17 protein-coding genes are annotated in these 19,048 nt (G+C 71.9%); 9 read left to right on the forward strand and 8 right to left on the reverse strand.

The annotated features are described in order from the left end of the window. Window positions 1–51: 51 nt before the first annotated feature. Window positions 52–1,188, reverse strand: a complete 1,137-nt coding sequence (gene dnaN, locus CFT82_RS06365) for a DNA polymerase III subunit beta (protein ID WP_088818137.1) — start codon at window positions 1,186–1,188, stop codon at window positions 52–54. Window positions 1,189–1,692: 504 nt separating this feature from the next. After that, window positions 1,693–3,171, reverse strand: coding sequence for a chromosomal replication initiator protein DnaA (gene dnaA / locus CFT82_RS06370; RefSeq protein WP_234994339.1), 1,479 nt, complete (start codon window positions 3,169–3,171; stop codon window positions 1,693–1,695). A 467-nt stretch (window positions 3,172–3,638) separates the two neighbouring features. Here dnaA and rpmH point away from each other — a divergent pair, with 467 nt between their 5' ends. From rpmH to CFT82_RS06420, 9 genes are all read left to right on the forward strand, one after another. Continuing rightward, on the forward strand, window positions 3,639–3,776 hold the full coding sequence (rpmH, locus tag CFT82_RS06375) for a 50S ribosomal protein L34 (RefSeq protein WP_088818139.1): 138 nt from the start codon (window positions 3,639–3,641) through the stop codon (window positions 3,774–3,776). A 9-nt stretch (window positions 3,777–3,785) separates the two neighbouring features. Next, complete coding sequence (gene rnpA / locus CFT82_RS06380) at window positions 3,786–4,157, forward strand: ribonuclease P protein component (protein WP_088818140.1); 372 nt, start codon at window positions 3,786–3,788, stop codon at window positions 4,155–4,157. Beyond that, window positions 4,154–4,447 carry a membrane protein insertion efficiency factor YidD gene (yidD, locus tag CFT82_RS06385; RefSeq protein ID WP_088818141.1) on the forward strand — a complete coding sequence of 98 codons (294 nt, stop codon included), beginning with the start codon at window positions 4,154–4,156 and terminating at the stop codon, window positions 4,445–4,447. Before rnpA ends, yidD begins: the two co-directional genes overlap by 4 nt. 48 nt (window positions 4,448–4,495) lie before the next feature. After that, on the forward strand, window positions 4,496–5,587 hold the full coding sequence (gene yidC, locus CFT82_RS06390; protein ID WP_088818142.1) for a membrane protein insertase YidC: 1,092 nt from the start codon (window positions 4,496–4,498) through the stop codon (window positions 5,585–5,587). A 4-nt stretch (window positions 5,588–5,591) separates the two neighbouring features. Next, complete coding sequence (locus CFT82_RS06395) at window positions 5,592–6,098, forward strand: Jag family protein (RefSeq protein ID WP_088818143.1); 507 nt, start codon at window positions 5,592–5,594, stop codon at window positions 6,096–6,098. Between the two features lie 5 nt (window positions 6,099–6,103). After that, window positions 6,104–6,862, forward strand: a complete 759-nt coding sequence (gene rsmG / locus CFT82_RS06400) for a 16S rRNA (guanine(527)-N(7))-methyltransferase RsmG (protein ID WP_088818144.1) — start codon at window positions 6,104–6,106, stop codon at window positions 6,860–6,862. Beyond that, the gene (locus tag CFT82_RS06405) at window positions 6,859–7,905 is read left to right on the forward strand and encodes a ParA family protein (protein ID WP_088818145.1); all 1,047 of its coding nucleotides are present in this window, start codon (window positions 6,859–6,861) and stop codon (window positions 7,903–7,905) included. The genes rsmG and CFT82_RS06405 overlap by 4 nt, the downstream gene beginning before the upstream one ends. A 374-nt stretch (window positions 7,906–8,279) precedes the next feature. Beyond that, a complete protein-coding gene (locus tag CFT82_RS06410) occupies window positions 8,280–9,356 on the forward strand; it encodes a ParB/RepB/Spo0J family partition protein (RefSeq protein ID WP_088818146.1) in 1,077 nt (358 codons plus the stop codon). Window positions 9,357–10,365: 1,009 nt separating this feature from the next. Next, entirely contained in the window at window positions 10,366–10,848 is a 483-nt protein-coding gene (locus CFT82_RS06420; RefSeq protein WP_088818370.1) for a helix-turn-helix transcriptional regulator, read from the forward strand. 136 nt (window positions 10,849–10,984) lie between these two features. On the opposite strand, the gene trxA is transcribed toward CFT82_RS06420, so the two are convergent. The 6 genes from trxA to CFT82_RS06450 all read right to left on the reverse strand — a co-directional run bounded on the left by trxA (window position 10,985) and on the right by CFT82_RS06450 (window position 19,020). Beyond that, complete coding sequence (trxA, locus tag CFT82_RS06425; RefSeq protein WP_088818148.1) at window positions 10,985–11,311, reverse strand: thioredoxin; 327 nt, start codon at window positions 11,309–11,311, stop codon at window positions 10,985–10,987. Window positions 11,312–11,362: 51 nt separating this feature from the next. Further along, entirely contained in the window at window positions 11,363–12,421 is a 1,059-nt protein-coding gene (gene trxB, locus CFT82_RS06430) for a thioredoxin-disulfide reductase (protein ID WP_088818371.1), read from the reverse strand. Window positions 12,422–12,558: 137 nt separating this feature from the next. Beyond that, complete coding sequence (locus CFT82_RS06435) at window positions 12,559–14,778, reverse strand: hypothetical protein (RefSeq protein ID WP_088818149.1); 2,220 nt, start codon at window positions 14,776–14,778, stop codon at window positions 12,559–12,561. 104 nt (window positions 14,779–14,882) lie between these two features. Then, window positions 14,883–16,562 (reverse strand): murein biosynthesis integral membrane protein MurJ, encoded by a 1,680-nt coding sequence (gene murJ, locus CFT82_RS06440; protein ID WP_088818150.1) that lies wholly within the window; start codon window positions 16,560–16,562, stop codon window positions 14,883–14,885. Beyond that, entirely contained in the window at window positions 16,559–18,553 is a 1,995-nt protein-coding gene (locus CFT82_RS06445; protein WP_088818151.1) for a DUF6049 family protein, read from the reverse strand. The genes murJ and CFT82_RS06445 overlap by 4 nt, the downstream gene beginning before the upstream one ends. After that, entirely contained in the window at window positions 18,532–19,020 is a 489-nt protein-coding gene (locus CFT82_RS06450; protein ID WP_234994297.1) for an NUDIX hydrolase, read from the reverse strand. Before CFT82_RS06450 ends, CFT82_RS06445 begins: the two co-directional genes overlap by 22 nt. Window positions 19,021–19,048 lie beyond the last annotated feature (28 nt).

Consider the following 19,048-nt stretch of genomic DNA (forward strand, 5'->3'; position numbering starts at 1 on the left):
ACTCACGGGCGCACGGTCGCCACGCTCCCACCGTAACGGGCTCAGGCGTTCTCAGGCACCCGGGAAGCGCACCGGCATGATCACGTAGGCGAACGAGCCGTCCGAGACGCCGCCGGCCTCCTCCTGGCCGGTGATCATCGCCGGCTTGCCCGGCTGGGTGAAGCTGATGCGGGTGAAGGGCAGGCCCACGGCGTTCAGGCCGTCGAGCAGGAAGCCCGGGTTGAACGCCGCGTCGATGTCGTCCCCGTCCAGGGTGCACTCCACCGCCTCCGAGGCCTGGGCGTCCTCACCGGTGCCGGCCTCGATCGCGACCGACCCGGGGGTGAAGCGCAGCCGCACCGGGGTGGTCCGCTCGGCGACCAGGGCGACGCGCTTGACCGCCTCGACCAGCGCCGCGGTCTCCACCACGGCCTCGACCTCGCTGGTGGTGGGGAAGAGGCTGGAGACCTTCGGGTACTCACCGTCGAGCAGGCGGGTGGTGCTGTGGCGCTGCCCGGCCGCGAAGCCGATGAGGCCCTTGCCGCCGGCCTCGTCGCCCAGCGCGATGTCCACCGAACCGACCGCGCCCAGCGAGCGGGCGGTGTCGGCCAGGGTGCGCGCGGGGATCAGGGCGATGTGGTGGCCCGCGGGGTCGCGAGGGGTCCAGGTGAGCTCGCGGCGGGCCATCCGGTACCGGTCGGTGGCCAGCATCGTGATCTTCTCGCCGTCGAACTCCACGTGCACACCGGTGAGGATCGGCAGCGCGTCGCTCTTGTCCGCCGCCACCGAGACCTGCCCGACGGCCTTGGTGAAGGTCGCACCGTCCACGGTGCCGCTGGACTCCGGGGAGGTGGGCAGGGCGGGGTAGTCGGCCAGCGGCATCTCCAGGAGCGCGAAGCGGCTGGACCCGCAGGTCACCTGGAGCTTGCCCGACTCCTGCTGCACGCGCACCGGCTTGTCCGGCAGGGAGCGGGAGATCTCGGCCAGCAGGCGGCCCAGGACGAGGGCCTCGCCACCGGTCACGACGTCGGCCTCGATGGTCACCGTGCCGGAGACCTCGTAGTCGAAGGCGGAGAGGGTCAGCGTGCCGGCCGGGTCGGCGGTCATCCGCACACCGGCGAGCACGGGCACCGGCGGACGGTTGCTCAGCCCGCGGACCACCCAAGCAACGGCCTCGGACAACACGTCGCGCTGAACCTGGAACTCCATGGCTTCCCTCACTGCTCTCGCCGGCGACGGCCCGCGCGGTGGGAACCGGCAGGCCGTGGATCTGGCCGAAGCCTAGCGTCCGGCCCGGACCGCCCGTGCCTCCCCGAAGCCTGACGTTCGCGGCCCCCACCCCTCATCAGGAACGGGGAGTAGTCGTCGTCATCACGGCTGTGGGATCTGTGGAGAAGGCGATCGGAGCGCGGCACCGTGCCGAATCCGGCTGGGGACCGGAGATGTGGAGGAGGGACTGCCCCCGGTGGACGCCCGTGGACGGACGAGAACCGTCCACAGGCGATCCCACAGCACCCCGCCGCCCCGTCCACCGGTCACCCCGGAGTGGTCCCCAGCACCCCACAGGCCGTGCACAGGGGCCGAGCGGCCCGACCGGAGACCACAGGCTCCTCCACAGGCTGTGGACGACGGTGTGGGGAAGGAAGGGGCTCCCGGGGCGGGATGCTGCGGCGGACGCCTGTGGACAGTGCCCTCCACCGCCTCGGGACGAGCTCAGCGACCCCGCGTGGCCTTGCGGCGGATGATCGTCGTGAGCTCGGAGACCTCGTCGTACACCCGGCGGTCCTCGCTGAGCAGACCCTTGATCTTGCGCTCGGCGTGCATGACGGTCGTGTGGTCGCGGCCCCCGAACTCCTTGCCGATCTTCGGCAGCGAGAGGTCGGTGAGCTCGCGGCACAGGTACATCGCGATCTGCCGGGCGCGGGTCAGGCTGCGCGACCGGGAGGCGCCGCGGATGTCGTCGGTGCTCACCGAGAAGTAGCCCGCCGTCTCCTCGAGGATCATCGTCGGCGTGATCTGCCCGGCGTCGCCGCCCGGCATGACGTCCTTGAGCACGGTCCGGGCCAGGTACTCGTCCAAGGGGGTGCCCGAGAGGCTCGCGTAGGCCGTCACCCGGGTGAGGGCACCCTCCAGCTCACGGATGTTCGACGAGATCTTCGACGCGATGAGGGAGAGCACCTCGTCGGGGATGTCCAGCTTCTCCGTGGCCGCCTTGCGGCGCAGGATCGCGATGCGGGTCTCCAGGTCCGGCGGCTGGACGTCGGTGAGCAGACCCCACTCGAAGCGCGAACGCATCCGCTCGGCGAAGCCGCTGAGCTTCTTCGGCGGCTGGTCGGAGGTGATGACGATCTGCTTCTCACTGTTGTGGAGCGTGTTGAAGGTGTGGAAGAACTCCTCCATCGTCTGCTCCTTGCCCTGCAGGAACTGGATGTCGTCGATGAGGAGGATGTCCACGTCGCGGTACTGGCGCTGGAAAGCGTTCGCCTGGCCGGCCGAGACCGCGTTGATGAACTGGTTGGTGAACTCCTCGGAGTTCACGTACTTGACGCGCACCGAGGAGTCCAGAGTGCGGGCGTAGTGCCCGATGGCGTGGAGCAGGTGGGTCTTGCCCAGCCCGGAGCCGCCGTACACGAAGAGCGGGTTGTACGCCCGGGCCGGGGCCTCGGCCACCGCGGTCGCCGCGGCGTGGGCGAAGCGGTTCGAGGAGCCCAGGACGAAGGTCTCGAAGGTGTACTTCGGGTTCAGCGCCGAGTAGTCGCGCTCGTACGCCGGGTCCGCCGGCAGGCGGCCGTCCGGGGTGGTGTGCTGCGCGGCCCCGGTCCCCGAGGGGGGCTCGGACGGGGAGCCGGCGAGGGCGGGCTCCCCGTCCGGCGCGGTCGGTGCTGTCGGCTCGGTTGGCACGGAGGGCCCGGCCGGTGCGGCGCTCTGCGGCGTGTCCTCGATGGGCTGCTCGCCCCCCTGGCCGGCGCTCACCGCCTCGGGGTCCACCGAGACCGCCAGCCGGACCGGGCGTCCGACGACCTCGGAGAGGGCGGTGACGATGTCCTCCCGGAGGTGGCCCTCCACGGCGTCCTTCACGTGCTCGTGCTTGACCGCCAGCAGGGCGGTGGTGTCGAGCAGGCCGACCAGGGTGGCCAGGCGGAGGACACCGGCGTCCCGGGGCGGCAGGCCGGCCTCGTGGAGCCGGGACATCGCCTCTGTCCAGAGGGCAGCTGCGCTGTCGTCGGGGGTCTGGTTCACGGATCCTCGCAGGTCGGCGGGTGGTCGGACGGTGGGCCGACCAGGTGGTTGGGACACACCGTGTCATGGTCGTCCCCAGCCCTTCCACAGCCTGTGGACAACTCGTGGAATCGGCGCGGGGAAGGCCCACGATATCTGTCGTCCACCGCTCTGCCCACAGGGTCACTCGTCCTGCCTGTGAGGAACCGCGGGGGGTTCTTTGACCGTTCCCCGTCATCCGACCTAGAATGGATGGTCCGGTCTGTGCCCATGGTCCTCCGCATCCGCTGCGGGAGGACCCGGGAACGGGCCGAGCACGTGACGAGGTGCCCACCATGCTCGGGCACTCACCGCCCTCCCGGTGCCCTGGACGACCAGTGACCACGGGGAGGCCGCATGTCCCACCCGCCGGACGTGCCCGAACGCAACCAGGAGACACCATGAGCAAGCGCACCTTCCAGCCCAACAACCGTCGTCGCGCCCGCAAGCACGGCTTCCGCGCCCGCATGTCCACCCGCGCCGGCCGCGCCATCCTGGCCGCCCGCCGTGGCAAGGGCCGCTCGAAGCTCTCGGCCTGAGCCGGCCCGGTGCTGCCGGTCCGGCATCGACTGCGCTCCGGCCGTGACTTCACGGCCGTGCTGCGCGGTCCCGGCCGACGCCGAGCCAGCACCTCGACGATGACGGTCGTCGTCACGCCCCGCGGGCAGGACGAGACCTCCGCCGACACGCACCCGGTGCGTGTCGGCTTCGTCGTCTCCAAGGCCGTCGGCAACAGTGTGGTCCGGTCCCGCGTCCAGCGGCGGCTCCGCCACCTGGCCGCGGCGCGACTGCCCCAGATCCCGGCCGGTCACGATCTCGTGGTCCGTGCCCACCCGGCAGCCGCCGGGGCGGAGTCGGACCAGCTCGGTCGGGATCTCGACCGCTGCCTGGACCGGGCCCTCCGTCGGGAGCGCCGATGATGCGGGTGGGGGGGCGTCCCCTCCTCGCCTGGCCGCTGCTGGTGGTCATCTGGATCTACCAGCGCGCCATCTCCCCGCTCCTGCCCCCGACCTGCCGCTACTTCCCCAGCTGCTCGGCCTACGCCGTCACCGCGCTCACCGAGCACGGTGCCCTCCGGGGCAGCTGGCTGGCCACGCGACGCCTGCTCCGCTGCCACCCATGGAGCCCCGGCGGGTACGACCCCGTCCCGGGTACCGACCCGGGCGGCCTCCACACGCGCGACAATGTGGGCGGACCCCCCGCTCCCTGACCGGGCAGCGCGGACATCTCCTGAACACCGACTCGAGAAGGACTCTTCGTGCCGAACCTGCTCTACCCCATCGAATGGGCCGTGGCAGCCATCCTCGCCGGTGCCCACTGGGCCCTCACCGCGCTGGGCCTGCCGGAGGACTCCGGCTGGACCTGGGTGCTGTCGATCCTGGTGCTGGTGATCCTCGTCCGCCTGCTCATGATCCCGCTGATGCTCAAGCAGATCCGCAGCAGCCGCAAGATGCAGCTGCTGGCCCCTGAGCTCAAGAAGATCCAGGCCAAGTACAAGGGCAAGAAGGACCAGGCGTCCATGCAGGCCCAGCAGGCCGAGACCATGGAGCTCTACCGGAAGAACGGCACCAACCCCTTCGCCTCCTGCCTGCCGATGCTCGTGCAGCTGCCGATCCTCTTCGGCCTCTTCCGCGTGCTCAACACCGTGGACGAGATCGCAGCCGGCGCCCGGGAGCCGATCGGCTACATGACGCGGGAGCTGGCGGGGTCCTTCAACGCGGCGAAGATCTTCGCCGCCCCCCTCTCGGACTCCTTCCTCCACGACTCGGACCTGACCGGCAAGATCGTCTCGCTCGTGCTCATCGTGCTCATGACGGCCTTCACCTTCTTCAGCATGAAGATGATGATGGACCTGAACATGCCCGACTCGGCCAAGGAAGGGCCGATGGGGCAGTCGCAGACGATCATGCTCTACGTCCTGCCGATCATCCTGGCCATCACCGGTGTGAACTTCCCGATCGGTGTGCTCGTCTACTGGACCTTCACCAACCTGTGGTCCTTCTTCCAGCAGCTCTTCGTGATCCGCCACATGCCCACCCCGAACACCGAGGCCGAGCGCCGCATGCACGCGCGCCAGATCGCGGCCGGCAAGGAGCCCAAGCGGCTCACCCTGGCCACCGCGGACTCCGGGGCCGGAGCCACCGCGCTGGGCGACGGCGAGCCCGCACGTGGCCGCAAGGGGGCCGGTGGGGGCGGAGCCCTGGTGAACGAGGGCGTCGACGGCACCTCGGCCAACGCCAGCACCGTCGACCGGACCCGCCTGGCCCAGGGCGGGACGGGTGGTCAGCGGGCCCAGCCGGTGCGTCGGAAGAAGAGCAAGAAGAAGTCGAAGAAGCGCAAGAAGGGATGACGCGATGACCACGCACGACGTCTCCGAGCCCACCCCTGCGGAGCTCGAGCAGCAAGGGGAGATCGCGGCCGACTACCTCGAGGCCCTGCTCGACATCACCGACCTCGACGGCGATCTCGACGTCCAGGTGGAGGGCGGCCGGGCTATCGTCTCCATCGTGGACTCCGAGGACGGCCCGGCGCCCCGCACCCTGGCCGGTCCCGACGGAGAGGTCCTCGACGCCCTCCAGGAGCTCACGCGGCTGGCGGTGCTCACCCGGACCGGGGAGCGCTCGCGGCTCATGCTGGACGTCGCCGGGTACCGGGAGGAGCGTCGAGCGGCCCTGGAGGCACGGGCCGACGAGGTGGTGGCCCGGGTGCGGGAGACGGGTGCTGCGCAGGCGATGGAGCCGATGACCGCCTTCGAGCGCAAGGTGGTGCACGACCGGGTGCTGGCTGCCGGGCTGGCCTCGGACTCCGAGGGCGAGGAGCCCCACCGCCACGTGATGGTCCTGCCGGCCGTGGAGGCGTGAACCCGATGAACCCGCAGCCGGCCCGCGAGCCGGAGGGCTCCCCCGCGGGCGAGGGTCTCGGCCCGACGCCGCCCGCGGCCGCCCGGGTCTTCGGGGAGCTGCTGCCGCAGGCGGAGGAGTTCGCCCGGCTCCTGGCCACGAGCGGGTCCGAGCGCGGCCTCATCGGCCCGCGGGAGGTGCCCCGGCTGTGGGAGCGGCACGTCCTGAACTGTGCGGTGGCGGCCGAGGAGATCGGCTCCGTCCCGCGGCTGGTGGACGTGGGCAGCGGTGCCGGGCTCCCCGGCATCGCGCTGGCGCTGGCCCTGCCGGAGACGCAGGTCACGCTCGTGGAGCCCATGCTGCGCCGCACGGTGTGGCTCACCGAGGTGGTCGACGCCCTGGAGCTGGCTGACCGGGTGGAGATCGTCCGGGCCCGGGCCGAGCAGGTGACCGGGGAGTTCGAGGCGCCCGTCGTGACCGCCCGGGCCGTGGCCCGGCTGGAGGTGCTGGCCCCCTGGTGCCTGCCCCTGGTCGAGCTCGGGGGGCGGATGGTGGCGCTCAAGGGTGAGAGTGCCCAGCAGGAGGTCGACGAGACGGCACCGGTGCTGCCCCGACTGGGGGTGACCGCCACCCGCGTGGTGGACTGTGGTCAGGAGGTCCTGGAGACGCCGACCCGGGTAGTGGTGCTGGAGCGCGGTGCGGAGCCGCAGAGCCCGAAGGCTGGCCGTCCGGGGCGGAACCGACGCTCGAAGAGTCCGCGTCGTCGAGGCAAGGAGACACGATGAGCCATCCCGTGGGCTGGCCGGCGGGTACGCACCCCGGCATCCCGACCGACCCGACTCCGCCTTCGGCGCCCGTCGGCTGGCAGCCGCCCACGACAGGTGAGGTCACGGTGGTCTCCGCCGAGCCCGGGGGCGAGGAGAGCTCGTCCCCGGAGGACTCCTCCGAGGACGACGAGGAGGATCATCGGATGGCCCCGTTCACCCCGAAGGAGCGCAAGGAGCGCGGCAAGCCGCGCCCACTGAAGGCTCCTGCCGAAACTCGAGTCATCACGGTGGCGAACCAGAAGGGTGGCGTCGGCAAGACGACCACCACGGTCAACATGGCCGCTGCCCTCGCAGAGGGGGGGCTGCGGGTGCTGGTCATCGACCTCGACCCGCAGGGCAACGCCTCGACCGCCCTGTCGATCGAGCACCGCTCCGGCGTGGCCGGTGTGTACGACGTGCTCATCGACGAGGCCACGATCCTCGAGGTCATGCAGTCCTCGCCCGAGCTGCCTGACGCGAAGGGATCGATCGACGTGGTCCCGGCGACCATCGACCTGGCTGGTGCCGAGATCGAGCTGGTCTCGCTGGTGGCTCGGGAGACGCGCCTCCGCCGTGCCCTGCAGGACCTGCGGGACGAGAAGGCCTACGACCTGGTGCTCATCGACTGCCCGCCGAGCCTGGGATTGCTCACGGTGAACGGTTTCGTGGCGGCGGACGAGGTGTTCATCCCGATCCAGTGCGAGTACTACGCGCTGGAGGGCGTCTCCCAGCTCATCCGCAACATCTCCCTCATCCAGCGGCATCTCCACCCGGACCTTCGGGTGGGTGGGATCCTCATGACGATGTTCGATGCTCGGACCCGCTTGGCCACCCAGGTGGCGCAGGAGGTGCGGGACCACTTCGGCGAGGTGGTGCTGGAGACCCTCATCCCCCGCAGCGTCCGCATCTCGGAGGCACCGTCGTACGGTCAGACCTCGATCTCGTATGACCCCGAGGGTCCCGGTGCACGGGCCTACCGGTCTGCCGCCCTGGAGATGACGGAGCGCTGGGCCCGGGCCTGAAGCCCCACGGCTGCCGCGATCTTCGGCCCCCGGGGTGGACGGAACCGGTGTGAGAGGATGGTCCATCCTGTGTCCCGCCGGGCCACAGACCCCATCGACTGATGCAGAGGAGGATGCGATGTCCAGCAAGCGCCGCCGCAAGCTGAAGGCTCGTCGCAAGGGTGCCAACCACGGCAACCGACCCAACAGCTGACCACGGACGTCCTGTCCGACTCGAGAGCGGCCGATCTCCCCTGGGGAGATCGGCCGCTCTCGTGTTTCACGTGGAACACAGGGTGTGGACAACGGTGGGGGGAATCACTGCATGCGAGAATGTGGGATCGCCTGAGCCGCCGGACGGCGCACTAGGCAGGTGAACCGACGCAGGAGGATGCATGGCAGGTCAGCGACGTGGTCTGGGCAAGGGCCTCGGAGCCCTCATTCCGCAGGATGACGGAGGCCAGCGACCCCGCGACGTCTTCTGGCCGAATGCCACGGACAGCGATGGCGGCGACGTCCCGGACGTCCTCACGGTGCAGGGGGCCGACGTGAGATCGGGACTGGACGACGCTGGCGGCACCAAGCCCGGCACGAAGGGCAAGGGGGCGAAGAAGGTTCGTGAGGGGGGGACGCCTTCCGACGCCACTCTCGAGCCTGCCGACGACCAGGCCTCCGGGGTGGCACGGCTGGTGGAGCTGCCCGTGGCGGACATTCGCCCCAACCCACGACAGCCTCGGCAGGTGTTCGACGAGGACGACCTGCAGGAGCTGGCCCACAGCATCCGCGAGCTCGGGGTCATGCAGCCGATCGTGGTGCGCCGCACCGAGACGGGCCACGAGCTCATCATGGGCGAGCGTCGTCTGCGTGCGACGAAGCTGGCGGGACTGGACACCATCCCGGCGATCCTCCGCGAGACGGAGGACGAGGATCTTCTCCGGGAGGCGCTGCTGGAGAACCTCCACCGCGTCCAGCTCAATCCGCTGGAGGAAGCCGCCGCGTACGGGCAGCTCCTCGATGACTTCGGGTGCACCCACGAGGAGCTGGCGCAGCGCCTGGGGCGCAGCCGCCCACGCATCACCAACTCCTTGCGACTTCTGAAGCTCCCGCCCAGTGTGGCACGCCGGGTGGCGGCGGGGGTGCTCTCTGCCGGACACGCCCGGGCTCTCCTGAGCCTCGAGGACGGTGCGGCGATGGAGCGGATGGCCCAGCGGATCGTGGCCGAGGGTCTGTCGGTGCGCAGCGTGGAGGAGCTCATCGCTCTCGGGGGGGGCCGGGAGGACGACAAGAAGCCCCGCCGTCCCAGTGTGCGCGCGCTGCGTCCCGAGCACCAGGAGATCGCCGATGATCTGGCCGACCGGCTGGACACCCGGGTCTCGCTCAAGGTCGGCCGCAAGAAGGGAACCCTCACCGTGGAGTTCGCCGGCGAGGAGGACCTGCAGCGGATCCTCGGCCTGCTCGCACCGACTGAGTGACAGACTGTCGTCACGACAGGTCGTGAGGGGTGGTGTTCCACGTGGAACACCACCCCTCATGCGTTCACAGAGGGGTCGTGAGGATGAGCGGACAGTGGTGGAGCGTCGTCTCTGTCGGATCAGCTCGGAACCCGCAGCACGTGCTGAGCGCTGGGGTCGGGTCTTCGTCGGAGGAAACGCTCGGCAGAAGAGGGAGGCCCACCTCCACGAGCGCGCCCCGCTGATCCGGGTAGCCAGCACTGCCCGCCCCTCTCCTGAGGACGATGTGACGGGGCGATGAGCATCGGAGGGGGCAGGACGATGAGCATCCGGGCCGTCCGAGGAAGCAGCAGTGCCCTCGTCCCGGCCCACGGTCAGGAGAGCTACGGGAGACGAAGGTTGTGCGAACGTCCCACCGAGCGGGGTTGCTGAGCAGGACTCGTTCGCGGAGCATTCCGGCGGGCTGCGGGACCGCCTGGCCCCGGAAGGTGGACAGCTGTTCCGGGTGAAGCCCCCGCAGGCTCGCCTGGGCGCCGAGCTCCTCCCACGAGGGAAGAGGGAGCTCCAGGATCCCGGTGGGCAGGTCGGCGGCGAAGGCCATCCCTGAAGGCATCGGGCCCGAGTCCAGCCAGACCACGTGGGAGCCGAGGTGAGGGCTGCGGTCCAGGACGAGGCTGACCGGGGAGTTGGCACCGCTGTGGGCGACGAACGTGGCAGGACGGTCCGGCGACTCGAGGGTGATGGCCCGGGCCTGGTCCTCGAGGGTCCGTGTCAAACGGTCCGGATCATCCGGTTCAAGGCCGGGCAGGGTGAGTGTGAGTGGCTCGACGGATAGCTCCTGCAGAGTTGGGGTGATGGCGTCCCACGACCAGGCACCGAGCCAGTGGCCGGCGAGTCGGAGAACGGTGGGCTGTGCGGTCTGTGCAGGAATCCGTGTGATGGCGTGACCCTCGCAGGGGGTGTGGACAGCGGGATGTCACCATCTCAGTCGTGAATGGAGCTCTGTCATGAATCGGGGAGGGAGCACCTCGTGAGGAGGGCCGAGCGGCTGCACGCGCTCACGGCCGCGCGCCGTCGCGGTGGGACGCGGGGACGCCGGGCGGAGTCGCTGGCGGCGTCGGCGGTGCGGGAGCTCCTCGGTGTGCTGGACCCGTGCTCACGAGAACGAGCTGAGGTGCTGGCCGATCGCATCTGGGTCGACCTGCCCGACGGACCACCGTGGCGGGTGCATTCTGCGCTGGAGGAGGCGATGACCGAGCAGCGGGTGGTACGTCTCCGATTCACCTCCCGCCGGGGTGAGGAGACGCCCCGTGATGTCGAACCGATGCTCTTCGCCTCCACCCGGGGTGAGTGGTACCTCGTCGGCTGGTGCCGTCTCCGGGAGGCGGTGCGCTGGTTCCCCCGCTCCCAGATCCGGGCGGCGCACGTGACCCGTGCAGCCTGTTCCGGTCACGACGTGACGGAGATCGGGCGACCAGCGGATTCGGCGCGGAGCGCCACTCTCCACGGGTGACGGGGGCCGGGGCGGTCTCGTCCGGCGTGGGCGACGGGCAAACGTTCGTGTTTCACGTGGAACCTGGCGAGCCGAGGACAGGAAACGGCCCGCGAGCTCCTGCTCGCGGGCCGTTCCCTGTCCTGCGGGCGGGGTCTCACCCGATGAAGGGCTCGAGCTCCTTGAGCAGCTTCGGCTTGGGGTGGGCCCCCACGATCGTCTTGGCGACGTCACCCTGGAAGAAGACGTGCATCGTGGGGATCGAGGTGATGCCGTACTTGGCGGCGGTCTGCGGGTTCTCGTCGGTGTTCAGCTTCACGATGCGCAGCTTGTCGCCGTGCTCGGCGGCGATCTCCTCGAGGATCGGGGCTACCCGCTTGCACGGGCCGCACCAGTCCGCCCAGAAGTCGACGAGCACCGGGGTCTCGCTCTTCAGGACGTCCTGGTCGAAGGTGGCGTCGGTGGTGGCAGTGGTACCGGCCATGGTCACTCCTTGGGTTGTGCGGGGATGGGGACGGTCTGGGGGGAGATTCTCTCAGGCGGTCGGGTGCCCGGGGGTGTCCTCGTCCGAGGTGGTCTCGATCTGGGCGCCGGCCACGTCGGAGTCGGCGCGTGCGGCGAGGTGACGCTCGGCGTCGAGCGCCGCCTGGCACCCGCTGCCGGCTGCGGTGATGGCCTGCTGGTAGGTGTGGTCCACGAGATCCCCGCAGGCGAAGACGCCCTCGAGGTTCGTGCGGGTGGAGCGGCCGTCCACGAGGACGTAGCCGTTGTCGTCCAGCTCGACCTGGCCACGGATCAGCTCGTTGCGCGGGTCGTGGCCGATGGCGACGAACAGACCGGTGACGTCCAGGGGCCGCTCCTCGCCGGTGACGGTGTCGCGCAGGGTGACACCGCTCAGCTTGTCCTCGCCGTGCAGGGCGACGACCTCGGAGTTCCAGGCGAACTCGATCTTCGGGTCGTTCTCGGCCCGCTGCTGCATGACCTTCGAGGCCCGCAGCTCGTCGCGCCGGTGGATCAGCGTCACCGTGCTCGCGAAACGGCTGAGGAAGGTGGCCTCCTCGATGGCGGAGTCGCCACCACCGACGACGGCGATGTGCTGCTCCCGGAAGAACGCGCCGTCGCACGTGGCGCACCACGAGACACCGTGCCCGGAGAGCTCCTTCTCGCGCGGGATGCCCAGCTCGCGGTAGGCCGAGCCCAGGGCCAGGATCACGGAGTGCGCGCGGTGGGTGTTCCCCTCGCCGTCGCGGAGCACCTTCACCGGCCCGATGAGGTCCATCTCCACGATGTCGTCGGTGACGAGCTCGGCCCCGAAGCGCTCGGCCTGGGCGCGCAGGTTGTCCATGAGCTCCGGGCCCATGATGCCCTCGGGGAAGCCGGGGAAGTTCTCCACGTCCGTGGTGTTCATGAGGGCGCCACCGGCGGTCACCGAGCCCTCGAAGACCAGGGGCTCGAGATTGGCGCGGGCCGCGTAGACGGCCGCGGTGTACCCGGCCGGGCCGGAGCCCACGATGATCAGCTCGCGCACGGACCCGTCGTCGGCGGCCGGTCGGGCCTCGGGGGCGGCCGTGGGGCTCGCGTCGATCGTCGGCATCGTGACGGCCGAGGTGGTGAGGATGCTGGTCACGGGCTCTCCTAGGAAGGGGTCTCGCGCAGGGCGGGCAGGGTGGTGGCGCCTGCACCGGGGTCAACAACCAGCGGTCGGCCCGTGTTCCGAGCCCCCGGGGAGGCTCAGCGGACGGTGATCTCCTTGAGGGCCGCGTACCAGCGACCGTCCGTGGTCGGCGCGGTGTCGGTGAACCACACGTACACGTAGCGGGCTCGCAGCGGCTCGTCGACCTCCCAGGTCACGTCCCCGCCGCCCCGGCGCCCACCGATGACCGTGGCGCCGTGGACGTCGCCGTGGGAGTCGGCCCGCACCTCGTAGGTCCAGGCCCCCTGCGGCATGCCGATGTCGACGGCGGAGATGGTGCGCACCTGACCCAGGTCGACCCGGAGACCGAGGGCCTCGGTGAACCCGCCGAAGGGGCGCTGCGCGTACTGGTGCGTCTTCCACGGCTGGTCGGTGCTCGGGTTGTTGATCCGGTGGATCCAGTCCGAGTGCTCGTCGCCGTCGTGGCCCGGGTCCCACGGCTCGATCATCGCGATCGGCCAGCCGTGGACGGGGTGCGGGGAACCGTCCGGCCCCGGTCGGCCGGGGTTGCTCCAACCGCCCGACGGACGGGTGCTCGGGCGGTTGTCCTGGCTGGGGCGCGAGGGCTTTCCCCGGCTGCGCTCGGGGCGCTGCGCCCCGGAGCCGTCGTGGCGTCCGGGGGACGGGTTCCACGTGGTGGTCGGGTCGGTCCTCGGGGCGGTGGTGCTGCCGCCCCCGCCGCCCCCGCCGCCCCCGCGGTCACCCGCACCGTCACGGCCGCCGTCCTCTGCGGTGTCACCCCCGGAGTCGTCGGACCCGGTGGTGGGGCCCTCCCCGGGGTCGCGCGGACCGGCGGGAGTCTGCCCGGGCACCTGCTCGCCCGCGGGACCCGGCGCGGCTGCGTCGCCCTCGCCCCACGCGTCGGTGCCCGCCTGCGGCTCCGAGCTGCTCCGGTGGTCGTCCCGGCCCTGTGCCGGGTCCTCCGGGGCGGGGCCGTCGGTGGATTCTGCAGCCCGCTCCGCAGCGGTCGAGGAGGAGTGCTCCCCCTCGTCCCCCGGGGTGGTGGTGTCGTCGTCCCCGGTCGAGCGGGTCTCCCCGTCCCGACCCGTTCCCGAGGCACCCTCCGTGCCCGTCGTGCTGGAGGCGTCCGACGTGCCCGAGGTGGCCACGGGCGCCTGCTCCGGGTCGGGGTCGTCACCGTCAGAGAGCTGGAGGGCGAGTGCCGTCCCCCCGAGGAGGAGCAGGGCTGCGACGCCAGCCCCGACGAGGCCGCGTCGGCGTGACGAGCCCTCCGTGCCCGGCTCGGGGCGGATCACCCGCACCGGACGCCCTCCGGTGCCGGCTGCCGCGCCCGCCCCGGCACCCTGCGCCCCGGCCGCTCCCGCCGGCGGCTCGACAGCCGGTGCCGGCTCGGCAGCGGCCTCCTCCGCACCGGTCGCGGCAGACCCGGCGGCCAGGGGGACCGCCCCCGCGGCAGCACCCGCCACCGGTCGGATCCGGGTGGTGGCCGGCTCGTCGCGCAGCAGCACCCCCCGGCCCTGCACGCGCTGGCCGTTCCACGGGGCGAGGACGCGGGCCAGGTCGCCGGGGGTGCGGACCGGCTCCCCGTTGAGCTCCAGCGGCTGGTCGGAGACCAGGCGGTCGCAGAGCTCGTCGAGGTCGTGGGGGACGTGGGCGGCGATCTCACGGGGCGGCAGGAGCCGCTGCCCCTCCCGAGCGGCCGGTGGTGCCGCCGAGGGCCAGGAACCGGGCCACCCGCCGGTCACCGCGGTGTGCAGCAGGGCCACCAGGTCCCGGGTGTCCACGAGCGCGGCCTCGTCCCCCGGCGGGACCTTCCGTCCGCTCACGGCGGCCGCCACGGACAGCCCGGTCACGACGATCCCGTCGTCGACGTCACGCAGCAGGTGCTCCGGGGTCAGCGCACCGTGGTGGACGCCGTGGCGCCGGGCGATCTCCAGCGTGGCCGCGGCCTCCCCGACCAGGCGGCGACCCTCCGCGGGAGGCAGGGGACCCTCGGCCACCAGCTCGGCCAGGGTGTGGGCGCGGGGGTCGTGCTGGGTGACGACGAACTGACGGTCCGACTCGTGACCGATGTCGAGCACCCGGGGGAGCCGTCCGTCCTCCACGAGCGCGGCGCGCCGAGCGGAGTCCTGCACCGCCTGGGCGTGGGGGTGGTCCGCCGGGACGACCCAGAGCACCACCTCGCGCCGGAGCGTCTCGTCGACGGCGATCCATCGCTGGGCGTCACCGGCCAGACCGGAGCGTCGGAGCAGCAGGTACCGGTCCCTGATGCGCCGGCCCTCGCGCAGCTCGTCCACGGCACTCCTCCTGGGCGGGTGTCGGGGTCCCGCGCCACGATCCCCGAGTGTAGGCACTCCTCACCGGGCACCGGGGGCGCATCGCGGAGGGCCCCCGGAATCGCTCAGCGGACGACGCGCCCCAGGAGCTGGCGCACCACACCGAGCACCTCGTCGACCCGCAGCAGCACGACGAGGAGCGCGAGCACGGCGAGGAAGACCAGCCCCGCCTCGACCGAGGTCAGGAGCACCGGGACCCACTGGTCGGCCACCCGCACCACCTGGCCGCAGGCCGCCTGCCCGTCCCCGCCGCAGGCGGTCCCGAGGTCGGTGCTGAAGCGCAGCACCGGGGCACCGTTCACGCCGGCGAGCCACTGCAGGGTGAGCCAGGAGGCGAGGGCGGCACCGACGCTGGCCAGGGCGAGCCGGGCGTAGAAGCTCCGCAGGCTCCCCAGTCGAAGCCCCGGCACCCGACGGCGGATGAGCACGCTGGAGAAGGCCGCCCCGCCGTACTGCGAGAGGGTTTGCGCCAGCGCGATGCCGAGCAGCACCCACTGCGGGTCCAGCCCCAGCACGATCCACGCCATGATGCCGATGAGCATCGTGGAGACGATCTGGATGACGAAGGGCTTGTAGCCCTCCTCGAAGGCGTAGTAGGCGCGCTGGAAGAGCGCGATGGCGGCGTAGGGCACCAGGCCGACCGCCAGGATGCCCACCGCGTAGCCGATGGCCCGGACGGTGCCCTCGGTCTGCGAGGGGAACATGAGCGCTGCCACGGACGGCCCCATGACCATGAGCAGGGCGGCCAGCGGCATCACCGCGGCGGTGGTGCGGCGCAGACCCTGCCGGAGGTCCACCCCGATGGCCTGCCAGTTGCGGTCGTGGATCCGCCGCGACATGGACGGGTACATGGCCGTCAGGAGGCTCACCGTCACCAGGCTGTGCGGCAGCATGAAGATCAGGAAGGCGCTGGAGTAGGCCGCCTGGCCCGCCACCCCGTGGGGGGCGTGGGAGAGCACCGTCTTGTTCGCCATGATCCCGAGCTGGGCGATGACGATCGTGGCCAGCGACCAGAGGGCCACGGTGGAGGCGCTGCGCAGACCCACCCCGCGGAAGCCCCAGCGGGGCCGGTAGCGGAAGCCGATGCGCCGCAGCGGCGGGACGAGCGCCAGGGCCTGGACGACGATCCCGAGGGTGGCCGAGCCGCCCAGCAGCAGGATCATCGGCCAGGTGACGTCCGAGACCTGCGGCTCCCGGGGGTAGACGAGCAGGTAGACCAGGATGCCGGCGATCTGCACCACGTTCGCCAGGACCGGGGTCCACATGTAGGCCGCGAAGGACTCCCGGCTGGTGAGCACCTGCCCCAGCAGCGTGTAGAGCCCGTAGAAGAAGATCTGCGGGAGGCAGAGCATCGTGAAGAAGACCGACAGGCGCGCGGTCTCGGGGGTGTAGCCCGAGCCGTAGAGCGCCACCAGCAGCGGTGCGGCGATGATCGCCACCACCGTCAGGCCGCCGATGACGGTGAGGGCCAGGGTGAGCAGCCGGTCGGTGTAGTCCTGCCCGCCGTCGGCGTTCTTCATCGCCTTGGTGAGCTGCGGGACGAGCACCGCGTTGAGCACGCCACCGGCGATGATGATGAACAGGACGTTCGGCAGCTGGTTGGCGGTGTCGAAGGCGTTGCCGACATTCGTCGCCGCGCCGAGGGCCGCGGTGAGCAGCGCCACCCGGACGAGTCCCAGGATGCGGGAGGTCAGGGTGCCTGCTGCCATGAGGGCGGCGTTGCGCCCCACGGACGTGGTGCTCACTCGGTGTCTCCCGGCTCGGGGTGGTCGGGGCGGCGCCGAACGGTCCGCCACACGCCGACGATGATCAACAGAGCGGTCACGATACCCAGACCGGCGTACACCCAGCTGTCGGCCGGTCGGGCGTTCACGAGGACCTCCCCGCGGGAGAGCACCGTCGAGCCGTCGGCCGTGGTGACCGTGACCCGCAGGGGAACCTGCCCGATGGCGTGGGCGTGGGTGGTGACCGAGACGTTGGAGGTCCCCCGGGAACGGATCGACAGGCGCTCCTCGGGCTGCTCCACGGTGGCGCGGTTGTTGCCCGGGCTGATGTGCACCCGCAGGTTCTCGAAGTCGGTGCCCCCGGTGTTGGCCACGGTGACGCGCAGGGTGGCGGAGTCCGCCAGGAGGTTGACCGTGCTGTCCTCGACGTCGAGCGCCTCGGTCAGCGTGCGCACGGACTGGTCGATGCCGGCGCGACCCTCCTCCCGCTCGGCCGGGGAGGTCCAGCGGCGCGAGGCCTGGGCGGTCACCGCGTCCCGGAGCCGGGTGGCCTCGTCCTCCTCCACGCTGCCGGCCAGGGCGGTGACCTGCTGCTCCAGGGCCGCGGGCAGCTCCTCCCGGTGCGGGGGCGTCCGCGGCTCCACGCTGCTCCAGCGCGCACTCCCGTCGGCGGGGGCCCGCCCGCAGTCCCCGGCGGTGCAGTCGAGCAGCTCGGAGGCCGGCACCGCCTCCAGCCAGGGCGCGTCCCCGGCGGCCTCGACCGCCGCCACCAGCGCGCGGCCACCGGGGCCGGTCGGGTCGAGCCGCACGACGACCTCCCCGTCCCGCTCCTCCTCGGCCCAGGTGGCCGCCGTCAGCGCGAGGAGGGCCTGCGTGGGAACGGCCGCACCGCGGTCGTCCTCCGGGTCGTCGGGGTCCTCTGCGGACCCGTCGGCCGGGTCGGGGGACGCGCCCAGGTGGTGGGAGAGCTCCTGGTCCACCCAGCCGACGCGGGAGCGCTCCCACCAGTTCCCACGGTCGTCGACGGAGTCGGTCGTGGAACGGCCCCGGAAGCCGGACGGTGCGAGGACGATGCGGGGCCCGTGGGAGCGGTCCAGCCAGGAGGCCAGCTCCCGGCCGCTGCCGAGACGCCCGGAGACCGGGCTCTCGTCGACCACCAGCGGCCGAGGATGCTTCACCAGGACGCGGGATGCGTTCTGCCACAAGGAGTCATCTGCTCCGGGGTGCAGGTCCACGGGGCGCACGTCCGTCCGCGGGAGGCGCCAGGCCCGGCGGTCCAGACCCAGCTCCTGGAGTCGCTCGGGGGGCAGGGCGGACACCAGGGCGGGGTCCACGGCCAGGGTCACCTGCTCGCCCAGCTCGTCGGCGACCTGCACCGAGGGGCTGTGGGTCACCGCGTCGGACCAGGCGTCCTGGCGGTCGGTCCGGTCCCCGGCGAAGAGGTCGGAGGTGAGCGGCACGGTGACCGGCAGGAACCACCCGACCCGATGGGGCGAGGCGGTCTCCTCCGCCCCCTCGGGCAGGACCGGGATCGCGGTGCGCTGCGCGTCGAGGACCGTGCGCCGACCGTCCACCCGGCCGGAGACGGCCACCACGAGGGGGAGGATCGCCGGTTCGTCCACCTCCGGCGCCTCCACCGGGAGCCGGAGCTCCCGCTCGCCGCCCCCGGCTGGCAGCTCCTCCACCGCCAGCCGCTCCCGGTCGGCCGGGCTCGCGCCGTCGTGGTCCAGCCAGCGACCGGTCTCCTCCCGGCCGTGGATCAGGGGGGCCGAGGAGAAGGTGACCCGCAGGTCCTCCACGGCTGCCCCCGCGGGCACCTCGACGGTGGTGGTGAGCTCCCCCGACTCCCCGGCCGTCAGCCACCCCGGGTCCACCCGGGAGATGGCCAGGTCCACCCCGGGATCCGCGTCGTCCCCCTCCGCGGCGGCGGGGTGGGTGGGCACCACGAGGCCCGCGCACACCGCGAGGGCGAGGGCAGTGCCGCGGGCGATCAGCCGCACAGCCGGCGCCACGCCATCTGGGCGATGCGTCGTTCGTTGGGGAAGGTCAGCGTGCGGTGCGCGGTCGGCAGGTCGAACCACTGGACGTCCACGGCCTCCTGGTCGGGATCCTCCTCGACCGTCAGGTGTCCCCCGACGGCCTCGAGGAGATAGTGGTGGACGTGCTTGTGGATCCGCCGCTGAGGGGTGGAGAACCAGTAGTCGATCGTCCCCAGCGTGAGGATCGGGCGGCTGCGGATGCCGGTCTCCTCGGCCACCTCCCGCACCGCCGTCTCGGCGAGGGTCTCCCCGGCCTCCACGTGCCCCTTGGGCAGGCACCACTCCAGCCGGCGGGCCCGGTTGTAGCGGGCGATCAGTGCCAAGCGGGCGCGGCCCGGCTCGACGAGGACGACCACCCCGCCAGCAGAGGTCTCGCGCACGGAGGGCAGCCGACGCAGCGGCACCCGCCGCTGGTCCGTCTCCTGCATCGAGAGTCCCATTCACCCATGATAGCGACCTGACCTGCAG

The sequence above is a fragment of the Kytococcus aerolatus genome, from assembly GCF_900187395.1.
Taxonomy (GTDB): Bacteria; Actinomycetota; Actinomycetes; order Actinomycetales; family Dermatophilaceae; genus Kytococcus; species Kytococcus aerolatus.

Excerpts from the sequence above, each read along its gene's own strand:
- dnaN (WP_088818137.1), bottom strand. The coding sequence starts at position 1,188 with ATGGAGTTCCAGGTTCAGCGCGACGTGTTGTCCGAGGCCGTTGCTTGG.
- dnaA (WP_234994339.1), bottom strand. The coding sequence starts at position 3,171 with ATGTCCCGGCTCCACGAGGCCGGCCTGCCGCCCCGGGACGCCGGTGTC.
- rpmH (WP_088818139.1), top strand. The coding sequence starts at position 3,639 with ATGAGCAAGCGCACCTTCCAGCCCAACAACCGTCGTCGCGCCCGCAAG.
- yidD (WP_088818141.1), top strand. The coding sequence starts at position 4,154 with ATGATGCGGGTGGGGGGGCGTCCCCTCCTCGCCTGGCCGCTGCTGGTG.
- CFT82_RS06395 (WP_088818143.1), top strand. The coding sequence starts at position 5,592 with ATGACCACGCACGACGTCTCCGAGCCCACCCCTGCGGAGCTCGAGCAG.
- rsmG (WP_088818144.1), top strand. The coding sequence starts at position 6,104 with ATGAACCCGCAGCCGGCCCGCGAGCCGGAGGGCTCCCCCGCGGGCGAG.
- CFT82_RS06405 (WP_088818145.1), top strand. The coding sequence starts at position 6,859 with ATGAGCCATCCCGTGGGCTGGCCGGCGGGTACGCACCCCGGCATCCCG.
- CFT82_RS06410 (WP_088818146.1), top strand. The coding sequence starts at position 8,280 with ATGGCAGGTCAGCGACGTGGTCTGGGCAAGGGCCTCGGAGCCCTCATT.
- trxA (WP_088818148.1), bottom strand. The coding sequence starts at position 11,311 with ATGGCCGGTACCACTGCCACCACCGACGCCACCTTCGACCAGGACGTC.
- trxB (WP_088818371.1), bottom strand. The coding sequence starts at position 12,421 with ATGCCGACGATCGACGCGAGCCCCACGGCCGCCCCCGAGGCCCGACCG.
- CFT82_RS06450 (WP_234994297.1), bottom strand. The coding sequence starts at position 19,020 with ATGGGACTCTCGATGCAGGAGACGGACCAGCGGCGGGTGCCGCTGCGT.